The sequence below is a fragment of the Maritimibacter fusiformis genome (genome assembly GCF_008086115.1).
Lineage (GTDB): Bacteria > Pseudomonadota > Alphaproteobacteria > Rhodobacterales > Rhodobacteraceae > Muriiphilus > Muriiphilus fusiformis.
In genome coordinates this window covers 210,904-226,689 of record NZ_VSIY01000015.1, presented here as the reverse complement: position 1 = coordinate 226,689, position 15,786 = coordinate 210,904, and the positions used below count along the sequence as shown (strand labels likewise).

Annotated in this window: 20 protein-coding genes; 12 read left to right on the top strand and 8 right to left on the bottom strand. The window is 63.8% G+C overall.

All coding sequences use genetic code 11. The annotated features are described in order from the left end of the window. The first annotated feature begins 445 nt into the window (after window positions 1-445). The 4 genes from FVF75_RS15860 to dnaQ are packed head-to-tail and all read left to right on the top strand — an operon-like array spanning window position 446 to window position 3,219. Window positions 446-1,045, top strand: coding sequence for a Maf family protein (locus FVF75_RS15860; protein WP_148379768.1), 600 nt, complete (start codon window positions 446-448; stop codon window positions 1,043-1,045). Continuing rightward, window positions 1,042-1,887 carry a shikimate dehydrogenase gene (locus tag FVF75_RS15855; RefSeq protein WP_148379767.1) on the top strand — a complete coding sequence of 282 codons (846 nt, stop codon included), beginning with the start codon at window positions 1,042-1,044 and terminating at the stop codon, window positions 1,885-1,887. Before FVF75_RS15860 ends, FVF75_RS15855 begins: the two co-directional genes overlap by 4 nt. Further along, window positions 1,884-2,486, top strand: coding sequence for a dephospho-CoA kinase (gene coaE / locus FVF75_RS15850; protein ID WP_148379766.1), 603 nt, complete (start codon window positions 1,884-1,886; stop codon window positions 2,484-2,486). The genes FVF75_RS15855 and coaE overlap by 4 nt, the downstream gene beginning before the upstream one ends. Next, window positions 2,479-3,219: a DNA polymerase III subunit epsilon gene (dnaQ, locus tag FVF75_RS15845; protein WP_148379765.1), complete on the top strand. Its 741-nt coding sequence runs from the start codon at window positions 2,479-2,481 to the stop codon at window positions 3,217-3,219. Before coaE ends, dnaQ begins: the two co-directional genes overlap by 8 nt. A gap of 6 nt (window positions 3,220-3,225) precedes the next feature. Here dnaQ and secB read toward each other — a convergent pair whose 3' ends face one another. Together secB and FVF75_RS15835 are read right to left on the bottom strand one after the other, a co-directional pair. Then, window positions 3,226-3,732, bottom strand: a complete 507-nt coding sequence (gene secB, locus FVF75_RS15840) for a protein-export chaperone SecB (protein WP_148379764.1) — start codon at window positions 3,730-3,732, stop codon at window positions 3,226-3,228. 70 nt (window positions 3,733-3,802) lie between these two features. Then, window positions 3,803-4,297, bottom strand: a complete 495-nt coding sequence (locus FVF75_RS15835) for an FxsA family protein (protein WP_148379763.1) — start codon at window positions 4,295-4,297, stop codon at window positions 3,803-3,805. 106 nt (window positions 4,298-4,403) lie between these two features. Between FVF75_RS15835 and FVF75_RS15830 the strand changes: the two genes are divergently transcribed. The 3 genes from FVF75_RS15830 to FVF75_RS15820 are packed head-to-tail and all read left to right on the top strand — an operon-like array spanning window position 4,404 to window position 6,704. Further along, window positions 4,404-5,066, top strand: a complete 663-nt coding sequence (locus FVF75_RS15830; protein ID WP_148379762.1) for a Tim44/TimA family putative adaptor protein — start codon at window positions 4,404-4,406, stop codon at window positions 5,064-5,066. A gap of 3 nt (window positions 5,067-5,069) precedes the next feature. Continuing rightward, a complete protein-coding gene (gene mltA / locus FVF75_RS15825) occupies window positions 5,070-6,110 on the top strand; it encodes a murein transglycosylase A (RefSeq protein WP_148379761.1) in 1,041 nt (346 codons plus the stop codon). 3 nt (window positions 6,111-6,113) lie between these two features. Further along, entirely contained in the window at window positions 6,114-6,704 is a 591-nt protein-coding gene (locus FVF75_RS15820) for a Smr/MutS family protein (RefSeq protein WP_148379760.1), read from the top strand. Here the strand turns inward: FVF75_RS15820 and FVF75_RS15815 are convergent. The 3 genes from FVF75_RS15815 to hslV all read right to left on the bottom strand — a co-directional run bounded on the left by FVF75_RS15815 (window position 6,683) and on the right by hslV (window position 9,759). Beyond that, a complete protein-coding gene (locus tag FVF75_RS15815; RefSeq protein WP_148379759.1) occupies window positions 6,683-7,798 on the bottom strand; it encodes an alpha/beta hydrolase in 1,116 nt (371 codons plus the stop codon). The genes FVF75_RS15820 and FVF75_RS15815 overlap by 22 nt on opposite strands. A 99-nt stretch (window positions 7,799-7,897) precedes the next feature. Then, on the bottom strand, window positions 7,898-9,205 hold the full coding sequence (gene hslU, locus FVF75_RS15810; protein ID WP_148379758.1) for an ATP-dependent protease ATPase subunit HslU: 1,308 nt from the start codon (window positions 9,203-9,205) through the stop codon (window positions 7,898-7,900). After that, window positions 9,202-9,759 (bottom strand): ATP-dependent protease subunit HslV, encoded by a 558-nt coding sequence (gene hslV / locus FVF75_RS15805; RefSeq protein ID WP_148379757.1) that lies wholly within the window; start codon window positions 9,757-9,759, stop codon window positions 9,202-9,204. Before hslV ends, hslU begins: the two co-directional genes overlap by 4 nt. Before the next feature lie 96 nt (window positions 9,760-9,855). On the opposite strand from hslV, the gene FVF75_RS15800 reads away from it, so the two are divergent. Beyond that, entirely contained in the window at window positions 9,856-10,773 is a 918-nt protein-coding gene (locus tag FVF75_RS15800) for a hypothetical protein (RefSeq protein WP_148379756.1), read from the top strand. A gap of 9 nt (window positions 10,774-10,782) precedes the next feature. Here FVF75_RS15800 and hemH read toward each other — a convergent pair whose 3' ends face one another. Continuing rightward, window positions 10,783-11,823, bottom strand: a complete 1,041-nt coding sequence (gene hemH, locus FVF75_RS15795; protein WP_148379755.1) for a ferrochelatase — start codon at window positions 11,821-11,823, stop codon at window positions 10,783-10,785. 55 nt (window positions 11,824-11,878) lie between these two features. Then, the gene (locus FVF75_RS15790; RefSeq protein WP_148379754.1) at window positions 11,879-12,682 is read right to left on the bottom strand and encodes a methyltransferase domain-containing protein; all 804 of its coding nucleotides are present in this window, start codon (window positions 12,680-12,682) and stop codon (window positions 11,879-11,881) included. A 29-nt stretch (window positions 12,683-12,711) separates the two neighbouring features. On the opposite strand from FVF75_RS15790, the gene FVF75_RS15785 reads away from it, so the two are divergent. From FVF75_RS15785 to FVF75_RS15770, 4 genes are read left to right on the top strand one after another with little or no spacing between them, the layout of a single operon-like run. Further along, entirely contained in the window at window positions 12,712-13,428 is a 717-nt protein-coding gene (locus tag FVF75_RS15785) for a ComF family protein (protein ID WP_148379753.1), read from the top strand. A 44-nt stretch (window positions 13,429-13,472) separates the two neighbouring features. Continuing rightward, window positions 13,473-13,727, top strand: a complete 255-nt coding sequence (grxC, locus tag FVF75_RS15780) for a glutaredoxin 3 (RefSeq protein ID WP_148379752.1) — start codon at window positions 13,473-13,475, stop codon at window positions 13,725-13,727. Further along, on the top strand, window positions 13,728-14,546 hold the full coding sequence (locus tag FVF75_RS15775; RefSeq protein WP_148379751.1) for a carbon-nitrogen hydrolase family protein: 819 nt from the start codon (window positions 13,728-13,730) through the stop codon (window positions 14,544-14,546). It abuts the gene before it with no gap. Further along, window positions 14,546-14,992 carry a MarR family winged helix-turn-helix transcriptional regulator gene (locus tag FVF75_RS15770; protein ID WP_148379750.1) on the top strand — a complete coding sequence of 149 codons (447 nt, stop codon included), beginning with the start codon at window positions 14,546-14,548 and terminating at the stop codon, window positions 14,990-14,992. The genes FVF75_RS15775 and FVF75_RS15770 overlap by 1 nt, the downstream gene beginning before the upstream one ends. Here FVF75_RS15770 and ubiG read toward each other — a convergent pair. Beyond that, complete coding sequence (gene ubiG, locus FVF75_RS15765) at window positions 14,989-15,735, bottom strand: bifunctional 2-polyprenyl-6-hydroxyphenol methylase/3-demethylubiquinol 3-O-methyltransferase UbiG (protein WP_148379970.1); 747 nt, start codon at window positions 15,733-15,735, stop codon at window positions 14,989-14,991. The two genes, FVF75_RS15770 and ubiG, sit on opposite strands and share 4 nt — an antisense overlap. Window positions 15,736-15,786: the final 51 nt, after the last annotated feature.

Here is a 15,786-nt window from a genome sequence, read left to right as displayed (position 1 = left end):
TCGCGCATCTCCAAGTCAATCTGGCTGGAAAGATTAGACACAAGGGCGAGCTGGCGCGTATCCGGTCCGGACAAACAATTAAAAGAAAAGATTTAGAAAAGGATTTTGATGTTGAAGGACCTGTGGTCAGTGTGGATTACACGAACTATCCTCAGAACCCGGACCAGTTCGAAGAAGGGTGGATAAAACCGGGGACAATCTGCCGGATGCCAACAAAACTAAGTAAAAACAATAACTTGCATTCGCATCACCTTGTGCGCAGGATAGGGGACAAGCCCGGAGTCGGCCACAACCGCCCCCATTCTCGGCCCTCGGCTTTACACTGTGGACCGAACTCCGATCCTCTGGCGCGAAACGGCCATTCGATGCACAGCAGGTTCGGCTCCGCACTTTCCCGCCGAGTCGCGAACCGGAACAAACAGCGGAAATCCACAGAGTCGTCACCATGCCCAAGCCCCTGATCCTCGCCTCCAGTTCCGATATCCGCGCCACGCTTTTGCGAAATGCCGGCATTTCCTTCGAGGTTCAGGCGGCGCGGGTCGACGAAGATGCGATTCGCGCGAGCCTTTCGGTCGAAACCGCCACGCCCCGCGACGTTGCCGACACCCTGGCCGAGCACAAGGCCAGACGAGTCGCCCAGAAGCACCCAGAGGCGCTTGTCCTGGGTTGCGATCAGATCGCTGAGCTGAACGGTGTGGTTCTGACCAAGCCGGACACACCCGAGACAGCGGCCCGCCAGCTTGCCAGCCTGTCGGGCCAGACCCATCGGCTTCTTTCCGCCGTTGTCATCTGCGAGGCCGGACAGCCTGTCTGGCGCCATGTCGGAACCGTCCGCATGACGATGCGCACCCTGTCGGACGCCTACATCAAGGACTATATCGGCCGAAACTGGAACAGCATCCGCCACGCGGTCGGCGCCTACAAGCTCGAGGAAGAAGGCGTGCGGCTGTTTTCGCGCATCGACGGCGACTACTTCACGGTTCTGGGTTTGCCGATGATCGAACTTTTGTCATACCTCATGGAGCGCGGAGATCTGAGCATATGACGATCAAGGGAACACCGCTTGCCGGTGTGTTGCAAAGCCCCGAGGAACCCGGAACGGTTTCCCCGATCTACGATCACTGGCTGTCCGTGACGGGGGCGGTCGGGCGCTATGTGCCGTTGACGATCCGGCCCGACGATCTTGGCGATGTCATGCGCCTGCTGCCGAAGATCGGATTTGTCGGGCTGAACATCACCGGCCCGTTCCAGCACATGATCCTTGAACATGCCGATATCATCACCGACCGCGCGGCACTGATGTCGGGGGCGAACACCATCATTTTTCGGCCAGACCGGAAAATCCATGCCGACAACACCGATGGCTATGGTTTCATCGAGAACATCCGCCAGCATGCGCCTGGTTGGAACCCCAAGGCCGGCCCCGCCGCCGTATTCGGGGCCGGGCGCACGGCGCGCGAAGTCGTCACGGCGCTGCTGGAGGTTGGCGTGGACGAGATCCGCATCGCCAACCGGACCCGGCCAAGGGCCGAAGCATTGCGTTCCGAGTTCGGGATGCGGATCGTGGTGCATGATTGGGTCAAGGCCGGAAACATCCTGGACGGGGCCATGACCGTGGTGAACGCCACGCCGCTTGGCGCGCGGGGCAAGCCCGAAATGCGGGTGCCCCTGGATGCGCTTGCCCGGGGCGCGGTGGTCAACGACCTGGTCGTGAACCCGCCGATGACCCGGCTGCTCAGTGCCGCGATCGAGGCCGGATGCTACCCGGTCGATGGCGTCGGCATGATGCTCTACCAGGCTGCCCCGAGTTTCGAGCGCTGGTTCGGCCACAAACCCGAAGTCGATCAGGCCGCACGGCACGCGGTTCTAAGCCAGTTCTCGGAATGAAAAAAAAGCCGTTCATCATCGGCCTGACGGGCTCCATCGGCATGGGCAAGACCACGACCGCCGAAATGTTTCGCGACGAAGGCGTGCCGACCTGGGATGCCGACGCCGCCGTGCACCGACTTTATGCACCGGGTGGCGCAGCGGTTGCCCCGATCCGGGCGCTTCACCCCGATGCTATCGAGGATGGCGGCGTGAACCGCGCCGCCCTGAAGGCGTGGATCGCAAAAGACCCCGCCGCCCTGGGCCGGATCGAAGCGGTGGTGCATCCACTGGTCGCCGCCGACCGGGCCGAATTCCTCGAACGGACCGAGGCAGATATCGTGCTGCTCGACATCCCGCTGCTGTTCGAGACCGGCGCAGGTGATGCAATGGACGCCATCGTGGTGGTTTCGGCCCCGGAGGATATCCAGCGCGTGCGGGTGCTGCAGCGCGGAACCATGTCGCCGGAGACCTTCGAGACCATCCGCCAGAAACAACTGCCCGACGCCGACAAACGGGCGCGGGCGGATTACGTGATCGACAGCCGCACCCTTGAAGCCGCACGCGCCGGGGTGCAGGCTGTGCTGAAAGACATACGGGCCAGGCTTGCAGATGCGTGAAATCGTCCTCGACACCGAAACGACCGGCTTCGATGCCAAGACCGGCGACCGCATGGTCGAAATCGGCGCCATCGAACTCGTCAATCACATGCCGACCGGGCGCACCTTTCACCAATATATCAACCCCGACCGTGACATGCCCCTGTCCGCGTTCGAGGTTCACGGGCTTGGCCCCGACCTGCTGACCCCGCCCCGCGATGCGCAACCCCACGAAGTCACGTTGAAGGACAAGCCGCTCTTTGCCGCCATCGCGCAAAGTTTCATCGACTTCATCGGGGATGCGCCGCTGATCATCCATAACGCCCGCTTCGACGTGCCGTTCCTGAATGCCGAACTGGGATGGTGCAACCTGCCCCCCCTGCCGATGGAGCGGGCAATCGACACGCTGGACATCGCGCGGCGCAAATTTCCCGGCTCACCCGCCTCGCTCGACGCGTTGTGCCGGCGGTTCGGCATCGACAACGCCCACCGCACCCTGCATGGCGCGCTGCTCGACAGTGAAATCCTGGCTGAGGTGTATCTGGAGCTGATCGGCGGTCGGCAACCGGGCCTGGTCCTGTCTACAGCGCAGCCGAAACAGGCGTCATCCACCGATGTCTCGTCGGACTGGCGCCCGCGCCCCCGGCCCGCGCCGCTGCCGCCCCGGATCAGCGAACAGGAAACCGCCGCCCATTCGGCCTTTGTCGAGGCACTGGGCGACGGTGCGATCTGGAAAAAATTCGGCCGCGCCTGACCGGTGTCAGTTTGTCGGAGACGCCGCTTTCTGCGCTTCCATCCGGCGGGCCAGATCCTGGCGGTAAAGCGCCACGAAATCGACGTTGTCCAGATTGACGGGCGGAAAGCCGCCATCGCGGGTCACATCCGATACGATCCGGCGCACGAACGGGAACAGGATGCGCGGGCATTCGATCAGAAGGAACGGATGCATCTGCTCATCCGGCACGTTCTCGATCTGGAAAATCCCCGCATAGTCCAGCTCCAGCACGAAAACCGGATCTTCGGTGCCCTGGTTGACCGAGCTGATCTTGAATTTGGTGATCACCTCATACTGGTGCTCGGTAGGGCGCTTCTTCGCGTCGAGGGCAACCTCGATCTTCATCTCGGGCTTCACTTCGCCCTTGGCGCCCTTCTGCGACAGCACGTTCTCGAACGACATGTCACGGATGAACTGGCCCAGAACCTGCATCTTGGGCTGCACTTGTTGCGGTTGCGCCTGCGGTTCTTGCGGTGTGGCTTCGTCGGCCATGGAAATCTCCTGCAAACTCGAAATCGCTCAGTGCTTAACAGGTTGGACCACCCGCCTCAATCGGATAGCTTCAGTGCTTGGTCCAGCCTGACGGGCCTTCGACCGGCGGATGGGTCGGACGTTTTTCGGGCGTCACGTCCTCGAAGTCGCCGTCGATCACATCATCCTCGCCGCGATAGTGCCGCGTCCGGGTTTCGGCGCCCATGGTGAAGCTTTGCACCTGCACCCGCGCGCGCAACCAGTTGAAGGCCGCCCGTCGCACCGCCGGGATCAACAGCGCAAAGCCGACCGCGTCGGTGAAGAAACCGGGCGTCAAAAGCAGCGCACCGGAAAACAGGATCATGGCGCCATGCGCCAGCGGTTCGGTCGGATCGCCCAGCGCGTTGAACGAGCGCCGCAACTGATCCATCGCCAGCGCGCCCTGTTGACGCACCAACGCCGTGCCGATGATCGCGGTCACGATCACGATTGCGAGGGTGGGCCAGAGCCCGATAGCACCCCCCACCTGGATGAAAAGCCCGATTTCAATCAGCGGGACGGCGATGAACAGAAGTAAAAGAGGCATTTGTTCCCCATTGCTGTGTCCGGGCGCAGTAGACTTGACCCCGGCCCTCGCCTACATATGTGCCGTTCGCGCTTGTTTTCAAATCGCGCAGAAAAAAGAGGTGTTCATGTCGTCTCCGGTGATCCAACTCATCGTGCTTGCTGCCATCGCGATTTTTCTCATCCTCCGCCTGCGCGATGTGCTCGGCACGCGGGAAGGGTTCGAAAAGCCGGCGGTGACCCGCTCGATCGAGGGCGACAAGGTGCGCCGCAACAAGTTCGAGGTGATCGAAGGCGGCCCGGATGCCGACATCGTGGACCATGTCGAAGCCGGAAGTCCGGCGGCAAAAGCACTGGCCGCGATGAAGTCGGTCGACCCCAGCCTGAATGTCGGAGAGTTTCTGAGTGGCGCGCGCAGCGCCTATGAAATGATCCTGATGGGCTTCGAATCGGGCGACTTGGCCAAGATCAAGCCGTTCCTGTCCGATGATGTCTACGAAACCTTCGCCACGGTGGTCGAAGACCGCATCGAGAAGGGCTTTACCATCGACGCCACCTTCGTTGGCCTGCGCGAGCTCAAGCTCGTCGATGCCGAGTTCGACAGCGACACCAGGGAAGGCGAGATCACGGTGCGTTTCGTGGGCGAGCTGACCTCGGTGATCCGCGACAAGGCCGGCGAGATCATCGAAGGCAATCCCAACGAGATCAAGCGCCAGAAAGATGTCTGGACCTTTGCCCGCGTCATGGGGTCCGACAACCCCAACTGGCAGCTTGTCGCCACGGGGGAGTGATCCGTGCGCGGCCTCACGGCCCTTGCGGTGGCGGCGGCGGTTTCGCTGGGCCACCCCGCAATCGCCGAACTGGATGAGGCCGATGTCACCATCCTGACCTTCGAGGCGCTCGACGGCTGGGCCAGCGATGACCACGACGCGGCCCTGCAAGTGTTCATCGAAACCTGCGACCTGCTGCGCGAGCCGAGTTGGGCGCCGATCTGCAACCTGGCCGAGGAATTCGATGGGCCGGGCCGCAGGTTCTTCGAGCTGTTTTTCCGCCCCGTCCTGATCGAAGACGGCAAGGACGCGATCTTCACCGCCTATTTCGAGCCCGAGATTCGCGGCTCGCTGCATCGCACCGCCCGCTATCGCATCCCGGTCTATGCCAGCCCGCCGGAACTGGTGAACGGCACCCTGTGGCACACCCGCGAGGAAATCGAGGAAAAGGGGTTGCTCGAGGGGCGGGGGCTTGAGATCGCCTGGGTCGACAACGCGGTCGACCTGACGTTCCTGCAAATCCAGGGGTCGGGCCGGATCGTGCTGGAAAACGGTGACGTGATCCGCCTTGGCTATGGCGGATCGAACGGGCATCCCTACCGCTCGCTCGGCGATGAGCTGGTCCGGCGCGGCATCTATACCCGCCACCAGGTGTCCGCCGCGGTGATCCGCGCCTGGGTCGCGCGCAACCCCGAGGCGGGCGCCGAACTGATCCGGCACAACCCGTCCTATGTTTTCTTCCGCAAGATCGAACACATCCCCGCCGATCGCGGGCCGATCGGCGCGATGAGCCGCTCGATAACTGCGATGCGCACGCTAGCGGTCGATCCCGCCTATACCCCGCTCGGTGCGCCGATCTGGCTGGAAAAGGACGGCGAGGGACCGATGCGGCAATTGATGGTGGCGCAGGACACCGGATCGCGGATCACGGGCGCGCAGCGGGCTGACATCTTCGTCGGCACCGGCGACGAGGCCGGGCGCTTCGCCGGGCGCTTTCGCGATCCCGGCCGCATGGTGGTGCTGCTTCCGATCCAGCGCGCCTATGCGCTGAAGCCGGAGGGCTGAGACATGCACCGGCGCAAACCGCGCGGGCTGCGGCCCGAGGAGAAAGAGCTTTGGAAAAAGGTCATCGAGCAGGCCGCGCCGATGCACCCGGATCGCCCGATGATGACCGCGCCACCGCCGCCGACCACCCGCGCAAAGCCGGTGAAAACGCCGGTGCCGTCATTTCGCATCGGCGCGACCGCACCCCCCAAACCGCCGCACGCCGATCTTGCCCCCAGCCCCGGCGCGCGTGTCGCCAAACACTCGGTGGCGATGGATCGCAAGCGGTTCGCGCACATGAAAAAGGGCCGCCTGTCGCCCGAAGCCCGGATCGACCTGCACGGCATGACCACCGCCCAGGCGCATCCGGCGCTGCAACGCTTTATCCTTGATGCGGTCGCGGACGGGCGGCGGCTGGTGCTGGTCATCACCGGCAAGGGCAAGACGCGCCCGGACTTCGGCCCGATCCCCGAGCGCCACGGCGTGTTGCGCCACCAGGTGCCGCACTGGCTGAACTCGGCGCCGCTACGACCGCATGTCCTGCAGATCGCCGAGGCGCATCTGAAACATGGCGGCGGCGGCGCCCTCTATGTCTATCTCAGAAAGCCGCGCTGAAACGGCCCGATCCGAAGGTGATCGGCATCATCGACCGCGATGAAGGCGTCGGGAAAGCCGGTGCCACGTGACCCCGGCCCTTCGTCAAAGCTCGTGGTGAACATCTCCATGTTGCCGACGATCTTGATGAAGGCCGGCGACGTGATCGCGGTGGAGTGGTTGAGGATACCGTTGGAATAATCCGTGACGTCGACAACCGTGACATCCAGATCCGACAGTTCACCATCCATCTCGAGATTGCCCAGCCGCGGCTTGGCGCCGTAAATCTCGTTCGCGGCAAAGGACAGAACCCGATCCCGACTGGACGAGAAGATCACGAACGGTTGCGGCAATTCACCGATCCGCTCGACCTGGCCCCGGAACACGTCGAGGTCGATATCCGGCGACACCAGGATCACGCCGCCGATCTTGCTGCGCATCCGGTCATCGCGCGCAATGGCAATCTCGCGCAGCGTCTCCATGATCAGCATCGAGCCCATCGAATGCCCGACGATCAGCACCCGTTCGGCCCCGGCGTTGACCACGTCACGAAGCATTTCCTCGAACCCGTCACGGGCAAACAGCATCGAATCGCGGTCATAGCCATAGCGCAACAGCCGCTCGCCGCTGGGCCAGGAATAATGCACCGGCACATCCTCAAGCCCGAGATCGGTGTAGAATTGCGCGAACCGATACAGCCCGTCCTCGTAGGTGGTGTTGTAACCATGAACGAACACCACCACGTTGCGCGACCCTTCAGGGCGCCCGACCAGTTGCGCTGCGATCTGGCTGCGGAACATGGTCTGCCCGGTAAAGATCTCGTTGTTGAGCGTGGCGAAATGCCGGCGCGGATTGGTGCGCCAGCCCGGAAGGTTGACCTCGCCCGCCCGCCGTTTGGGCGGCACCGAAACGTCGAACCGCCCGAACGACAGCCCATTGCCCCGGTCGCGTCCGAATTCACCGTCATCGGTCACGTTGCGGGTGCTGGCGACCAGGATCGGCACGACATCCGCCCCGGCGCGGCTGACTTCCTCCAGGCTGACCATTCGCGCGCCGGAACAGGCGGCGAGAACGGTCAGCAGGACCAGGATAACACTGAGGGCACGCAGGCGCATGGCACGAAATTCCAGATGATTGCGCTGCACCGCTACGATGCTTTCACCGCTTTGGCCAGCACCCTCTTGCCCGCGCGCATCAAATCGCCGAGAGTCCGCCTAGAGCATGTAGCGGCTCACGTCGGTCGTGGCCATCAACTCGCCCAGGTTGGCCTCGACAAAGGCCTTGTCGACGGTCACGGACTCGCCCGACCTGTCCGGGGCGGCGAAACTCAATTCCTCGAACACCCGCTCCATCACGGTATAGAGCCGCCGCGCGCCGATATTCTCGACGCTCTGGTTCACCTCCGCCGCGATCCGCGCCAATTCTGCGATGCCGTCCTCGGTAAAGTCGACCTCGACCTCCTCGGTGCCCATCAGCGCGGTATATTGCAGCGTCAGGGCGTTGTCGGTCTCGGTCAGGATGCGGACGAAATCGGCCTCGGTCAGGGCACGCAACTCGACCCGGATCGGCAAGCGCCCCTGCAACTCGGGCAGCAGGTCGGATGGCTTGGCGATGTGAAACGCGCCCGAGGCGATGAACAGGATATGGTCGGTCTTGACCGGGCCGTATTTGGTCGAAACGGTCGTGCCTTCGATCAGCGGCAGCAGGTCGCGCTGCACGCCTTCACGCGACACATCGCCGCCACGCACATCGGCCCGCGCACAAACCTTGTCGATTTCATCCAGGAACACGATGCCGTTTTGCTCGACCGACTTCAGCGCCGCGCGGTTCACCGCTTCGTCATCCAGCAGCTTGTCGGCCTCCTCGCCCACCAGCACGCCGTAGCTCTCGGCTACGGTCAGCTTCTTGCGGGTGGTGCGCCCGCCGAACGCCTTGCCGAACATATCGCCAAGCGAGATCATCCCCATGCCCATCCCGGGCTGCCCCGGAATGTCGAAAGACGGCATCCCGCCTCCGGTATCCTGCACGTCAAGCTCGACAATGGTGTTATCCAACTCGCCCGCGCGCAGCTTCTTGCGAAACATCTCGCGGGTTTGTTCGCGGGCATCGGTTCCGGCAATGGCCTCGATCACGCGGTCCTCGGCGGCCTGTTCGGCGGCGGCCCTCACATCCTCGCGCATCGCCTCGCGGGTCTGGATGATCGCGCTGTCAACCAGGTCGCGCACGATCTGCTCGACATCGCGCCCGACATAGCCGACCTCGGTGAACTTGGTGGCCTCGACCTTGATGAACGGCGCTTTCGCCAGTTTCGCCAGCCGACGCGAAATCTCGGTCTTGCCGACGCCGGTCGGGCCGATCATCAGGATGTTCTTGGGATAGACTTCGTCGCGCAGATCGTCCGGCAACTGCTTGCGCCGCCAGCGGTTGCGCAGCGCCACCGCGACGGCGCGCTTGGCGTCCTTCTGGCCGATGATGAAACGATCAAGCTCCGAGACAATCTCGCGCGGGGTCAGGTCGGTCATGTCTCGATCGTCTCCACAGTCAGGTTTCCGTTGGTATAGACACAGATATCCGCCGCAATCGCCATCGCGGCGCGGGCGATTTCCTCGGCGGATTTGTCGCTGTCCATCATCGCGCGCGCGGCGGCCAGCGCGTAGTTTCCACCTGATCCGATCGCGGTCACGTCATGCTCGGGCTCCAGCACATCGCCGGCCCCGGTGATGACGAACAATTCCTTGCCGTCACTCACGATCAGCATCGCCTCCAGCTTCTGCAGGTATTTGTCGGTGCGCCAGTCCTTCGCCAACTCGACGCAAGCGCGCGCCAGGTGGCCCGGCGAGGCCTCGAGCTTGGCCTCGAGCCGTTCGAGCAGCGTGAAGGCGTCGGCGGTCGAACCCGCGAAGCCCGCCACGATCTCGTGCCCGCCGGGTTTCAGCCGCCTGACCTTGCGGGCCGAACCCTTGATGACGGTTTGCCCCAGGCTGACCTGCCCGTCGCCCGCGATCACCACCTTGCCGTCCTTCTTGACGCCGATGATCGTGGTCCCGTGCCACCCCGGAAAATCGTTCTCTGCCATGTCGCCTCCGTTCGGTTTCCTCGTATATGGCGCGCGTTCGCGATGCGCACAACCACCGGCCTTGCCGGCGGATTTCGGCGCCGCTAGCGTCAGCCCATGCCCGAGGCGCGTATCCTTCGTATCTACCTGGACCCGGTCATGCTGAAGATGGGTCGCGAGGGCACGTTCGGCTTCGTGAACCGGGTGAGCGAGGCGTTCGAAGGGGCAGGTTTCCGCGTCGACCTGGTGCGCGATGGCGAGACAGAGCGCCTGAAATCCGCCGCGCGCCGGGGTTACAGCCTGTTTCTGATGAAAGAGCCCTTTCACCCCCGCGCCCTGTCGATGCGTCGGGCCTACTACTACCCCTATTGGCGGATCGAGAGGTCGGCGGAGCGCTGGGCGTTCGATGTCGCTAGAAAGCCGTTCGATTCGTCCGTGATAGACCCAAATATCGCCGAAAAATGGACCGCGGACTGGGGCCGCTACCTGTTCGGCGATGCCCCGGCGCGCGCGGTGCGCGAAGCGATGATCTACGTGCCGCTGCAAGGCCGGCTGCTGGAGCACCGCAAATTTCAGCACGTGCGCCCGCTCGACATGATCCACGAGGTTCAGGCCCGCGCCGGGGACCGGCGGATCGTGATCGGCCTGCATCCAGGCGAGATCTATACGGCAGACGAAATGACGGCACTTCAGGCTCTAACACGGGCGGATTCGCGCATGACGCTTCAAACCGGCGGGATGCAGGAGGCACTTCGGCGCTGCGACCTGGTCGTCACCCAGAATTCCACCGCCGCGCTGTCGGGGTTCTTTTTCGAAAAACCCGCGATCCTGTTCGCCAAGGCCGATTTCCACCACCAGATGCCCGCCGTGGCCGAGCTTGGCATCGACGAGGCGTTTCGCAGGGCGCGGGACGCCAAGCCGGACTTCGCGCGCTACCTTTACTGGTTCATCCACCTGAACGCGATCAAGGCCGACGAACCCGACGCTCCGGCGCGGATCATCGCGCGCTGTCGGACGCACGGCTGGAACGTTTGAAATCGGTGTCTAATCAAGCCATCCGGCCAGATTTTCCACGACAACCTCGGCCAGCGCCTCGATATGCGCGTCGTCATCGTTGAGGCAGGGCAGATAGGTGAAATCCTGTCCGCCGGCATCCTTGAAGCTGTGCTGGATCTCTTCCTCGATTTCCTCCAGCGTCTCGATGCAATCGGACGAAAACGCCGGCGCGATCACCGCGATGCGCTTCTTTCCGGCCCGGGCCAGCCGCGCCACCTCTTCGACGGTATAGGGCTTGAGCCATTCCTCGGGCCCGAATTTCGACTGGAACGTGGTGACCACACGTGCCTTGTCCCACCCCAACCGCTCGCGCAGCAGGCGTGTCGTTTTCTGGCATTGGCAATGATAGGGGTCGCCCTCGGTCAGATAGCGCTCCGGCACGCCGTGATAGGAACAGACCAGCACATCCGGCGCTTCGGCCTCGGTCGGATAGGTGCGCTCGACCGATTGCGCCAGGGCCTCGATATAGCTCGGCCGGTCGAAGTAGGCCGGTGCGGTGCGCGCCGCGGGCTGCCACGTTTCCTGCATCAAGGCGCGAAAGAACTGGTCGTTCGCCGTGGCAGTGGTCGGTCCCGAATACTGGGGGTAAAGTGGAAAGAACAAGACCCTGCTACAGCCGCTTTTTACCATTTCCGCAACCTTGGACGGTGTCGAAGGGTTGCCGTAGCGCATCGCGAAATCGACCATCACCCGATCCCCGAACCGCGCTTGCAGTACCGCGCGCAGTTTTTCGGTTTGCGCCTTGGTGATCGTCATGAGCGGGCTTTCGTCCGCCTCGTTGTTCCAGATCTTTCGGTAGTTCGCGCCGGATTTGAACGGCCGGATCGTCAGGATGATCGCCTGCAGGATTGGCTGCCATTTCCAAGCCGGGTAGTCGATCACCCGCTTGTCCGACAGAAACTCGTTCAGATAGCGCCGCATCGACCAGTAATCGTGGTTGTCCGGTGTCCCCAGGTTGGCGATCAGAACGCCGATCTTTTCACCGGGAAGGGTCGGGTGGTCGGCGGGCATATGGGTTGTGTCGCGCATGATCTGTCCTGGCTTGGGGCGAGGTCGGCCCGTGATTACGTTGGTTCCGATACGGTCAATCGGGCAATTTGGTTTCTTTCGTGCCCAGCGCATCCGCCAGACGCATTGCCGCCGATCCCGGGCGCAGCGGTTTTTGCTGGCTTTCATGCGGCGCCCAACCGGTCAGCACGATCATCTCGAAGGTCGCCGGAATGCGCCCGTCATTTCCGAACGCGGCGTCGTAGCGGGCTGCGGCCTCCGCAAAGAATTCGCGTCCTGTCAGGCCGGCCCGGTCGGTCAGCGCATTGCCTTCGCCCATCGCGCGAAGATCGTGCATCAGGGCCAGGGCGTCGGAATAGGTCACAGTTTGAATCGCGCTGTCCGCGACCGGCAGGGCATATCCGGCGCGTTGCAACAGGCTGCCAAGCTCGCGGATTTCGCCCATCGGCAACACCCGGGACGAAAGACCGCCGCGCAACGCGATCTCGGTTTCGGCCAGCACCGCGCGCAATTCGTGCAGGGTCTGTCCGCCGAACATGACCGCCACGAACAATCCATCCGGCACCAGCGCGCGGTGACATTGCACCAACTGTCCCACGGGATCGTTGGCCCAGTGCAGCGACAGCCCGTGAATGACCAGATCATGCGCCCCCGGCTCCAACGCCAGCACCTCGTCATCGGCCACGATGGGCGCATCGGGAAAAGCCTGCCCCCAGATTTCGGGAAAACCTGTCACCACCGCCGGCTTGGTAAACGTTCTGTTAACCATTTCGAGGCGATCCTGCACCTCGTCCACGGCAAGGCGCTGCAGGAACATTCCGTCATCGCGGGCACGTGCGCGCGTCAGGGCAAGGCGGGATCGGTCGACAAGGCTGGACATGGCGCGGAACATAGAAGGAGAGACCCGAAATGCAATCGCCCGTCGCCTTCCTCTACCCGCCGCAATGCGTAAGCTGCGGCGAGCCGATCGAGGACGGCTTCGGGCTGTGCGGAAAATGCTGGGTCAATACGCCGTTCATCACCGGCCATGCCTGCGACAAATGCGGCACGCCCTTGCCCGGCGACGGGGATGGAGCGGCGGATTTTTGCGACGATTGCATGACCATCGCGCGGCCCTGGACAAAGGGACGCGCCGCGCTGATCTACAAGGACAATGCCCGCAGGCTGGTGTTGGCGCTGAAACATGGCGACCGGCTGGACCTGGTGCCGCCGGCGGCGGGCTGGCTGATGCGGGCCGGGCGCGAGCTGATTTCGCCGGAGGTGCTGGTGGTGCCGGTCCCGGCGCATTGGACGCGGATATTCTCCCGCCGCTACAACCAGGCCGCCGAGCTGGCCCGCGGGCTGGCGCGCGAGGCGCGGCTTTCGGTCGCACCGACCGCTCTGATCCGCCCGCGCCGGACCGATACGCAAGATGGCAAGGGGCAGGACCAGCGCTTTGCCAACGTTTCTGGCGCGATCCGCCCCCATCCGCGCAACGGCGCCGGCATGTCGGGGCGCTGCGTGCTCTTGGTCGACGACGTGATGACCTCGGGTGCTACACTTGGCGCGGCGGCGGATGCCTGTCATGAGGCGGGCGCTGCCGAGGTGCGGGTGCTGGCACTGGCGCGCGTTGTAAAGGATGCCTAAGTTCTGCCCGAAACGGTGCCAGCGGCGCGCGGAAAGGACAGAACATGCAACCCGTTACGATCTACACTTCCCAATTCTGTGGCTTCTGCCACTCGGCCAAGCGGCTGCTGTCGCAGAAAGGCGTGGCCTTCGATGAAATCGACGTGGGCGGCAAGCCCGAACTGCGACAGGAGATGATGCAGAAATCCGGCCGTCATACCGTGCCGCAAATCTGGATCGGCGACACCCACGTTGGCGGCTGTGACGAGCTTTTCGATCTGGAGTATTCCGGCAAGCTCGACCCGCTTCTGGCCGGATAGATGCGCGCCGGGCTGGTTCAGATCACTTCGGGCGACGACCCGGCGCAGAACCTGCCGGTCACGCTTGGCCTGATCCGGGCGGCGGCGGCGGACGGGGCGGACATCGTGCTGACCCCGGAAGTCACCAACATGGTCTCGACCAGCCGCCAACGGCAGACCGCGCTGCTGCACCCGGAGGATACCGACCCCAGCCTCGCCGCGTTTCGCGCCGAGGCCGAAGCGCTGGGCATCTGGCTGTCGATCGGATCGCTGGCGCTCAAGACCGATGATCCCGACGGGCGGTTTGCCAACCGGTCCTTCCTGATCGCACCCGATGGCACCGTCGTGGCGCGCTATGACAAGATCCACATGTTCGATGTCGAGATTTCCGACACCGAGAGCTACCGCGAAAGCGCCGGATACCGGCCCGGCGACCGGGCGGTGATGGCCGACACGCCCCTGGGCCGGATTGGGCTGACGATCTGCTATGACCTGCGCTTCCCGCATCTCTACCGAAGGCTTGCCCAGGCCGGGGCGCAGATCATCACCGTGCCCTCGGCCTTCTCGCCGGTCACGGGCGCCGCGCATTGGGAAACGCTCCTGCGCGCGCGGGCGATCGAGACCGGATGTTTCATCTTCGCCGCCGCGCAAACCGGCCAGAATACCGAGGCGCGGGCCACCTACGGCCATTCGCTGGCGGTCTCGCCCTGGGGCGAGGTTCTGGCCGATGGCGGGACCGGGCCGGGGATCACCATGGTTGATTTCGACCTCGCGGACGTGGATAGGTCACGGGGCCGCATCCCGGCCCTGGGCCATGACCGCCCGTTTGAAGGACCATGATGACCGACCAGACCACTGATAACCTGTCCGTCGCGCTGTTCAGCGAGATGTTCATGGCCGACCAGCTGGCCCGCAACGCGCTGTCGAAAGCGCTGCCCAAGGGAATGGAGCTCAGTCATTTCTCGGTGCTGAACCACCTGGCCCATGCCGGCGAGGCGAAAAGCCCGGCGCAACTGGCCCGGGCCTTTCACGTCACCCGTGGTGCGATGACCAATACGTTGAACAAGCTGGAATGGGCCGGTCACGTGCATGTGCATCCCGACTGGGACGATGCGCGGCGCAAGCAGGTTACCATCAGCCCGGCCGGGCGCAAGGCGCGTGACGCGGCGCTGGCGGCGATTTCACCGATCATCGCCGACGTGGTGCGCACCATCGGCGTCGACAAGGTGCGCGCGGCGCTGCCGGTCCTGCGCGAAGTGCGCGCCCGGTTCGATGAACAGACCTAGGCGGGCTTGAGGCTGGCGGTCACGTAGTTGACGCTGAGGTCGCGGGTCGAGATCGACCATTGCCAGCTGACCGGGTTGAACACGAAGCCCTTGGCGTCGACCGGACGCAGCCCGGCGCGGGTGATCAGGTCTTCCAGCTCTGCCGGCGTGATGAATTTCGACCAGTCATGCGTGCCCACCGGCAGCCAGCGCATAACCCGCTCCGCCCCGACGATGGCGACCATGAAGCTCTTCGGGTTGCGGTTGATCGTCGAGGCAATCATCATCCCGCCGGGTTTCAGAAGCTGCTGACAGGCGGTCAGATAGGCCAGCGGATCGGAAACATGCTCGACGACTTCCATATTTAGAACGACATCGAACTGCTCACCCGCCTCGGCCAGTGCCTCGGCGGTGGTGTGGCGATAGTCGATCTCAAGCCCCGACTGCTCGGCATGGATCTGCGCCACCGGGATGTTGCGCTCGGCGGCATCGGCCCCGACCACCTCGGCCCCCAACCGTGCCATCGGCTCCGACAATAGCCCGCCGCCGCAGCCGATGTCGAGCAGCCGCAGCCCTTCGAACGGGCGCGGGCCGGTCAGATCCCGCCCGAATTCCGCCGCGATCTGGCTGGTGATATAGTCCAGCCTTACCGGGTTCATCATGTGCAGCGGCTTGAACTTGCCCGCCGGGTCCCACCATTCGGCGGCCATCGCCTCGAATTTGGCGACTTCCGAAGGATCGACGGTTGTGTCGGCGGATATCATCGGCATTCTCTTTCTCATGGCAGACAGGTCGCCCGCGTTATATAGGGAAGA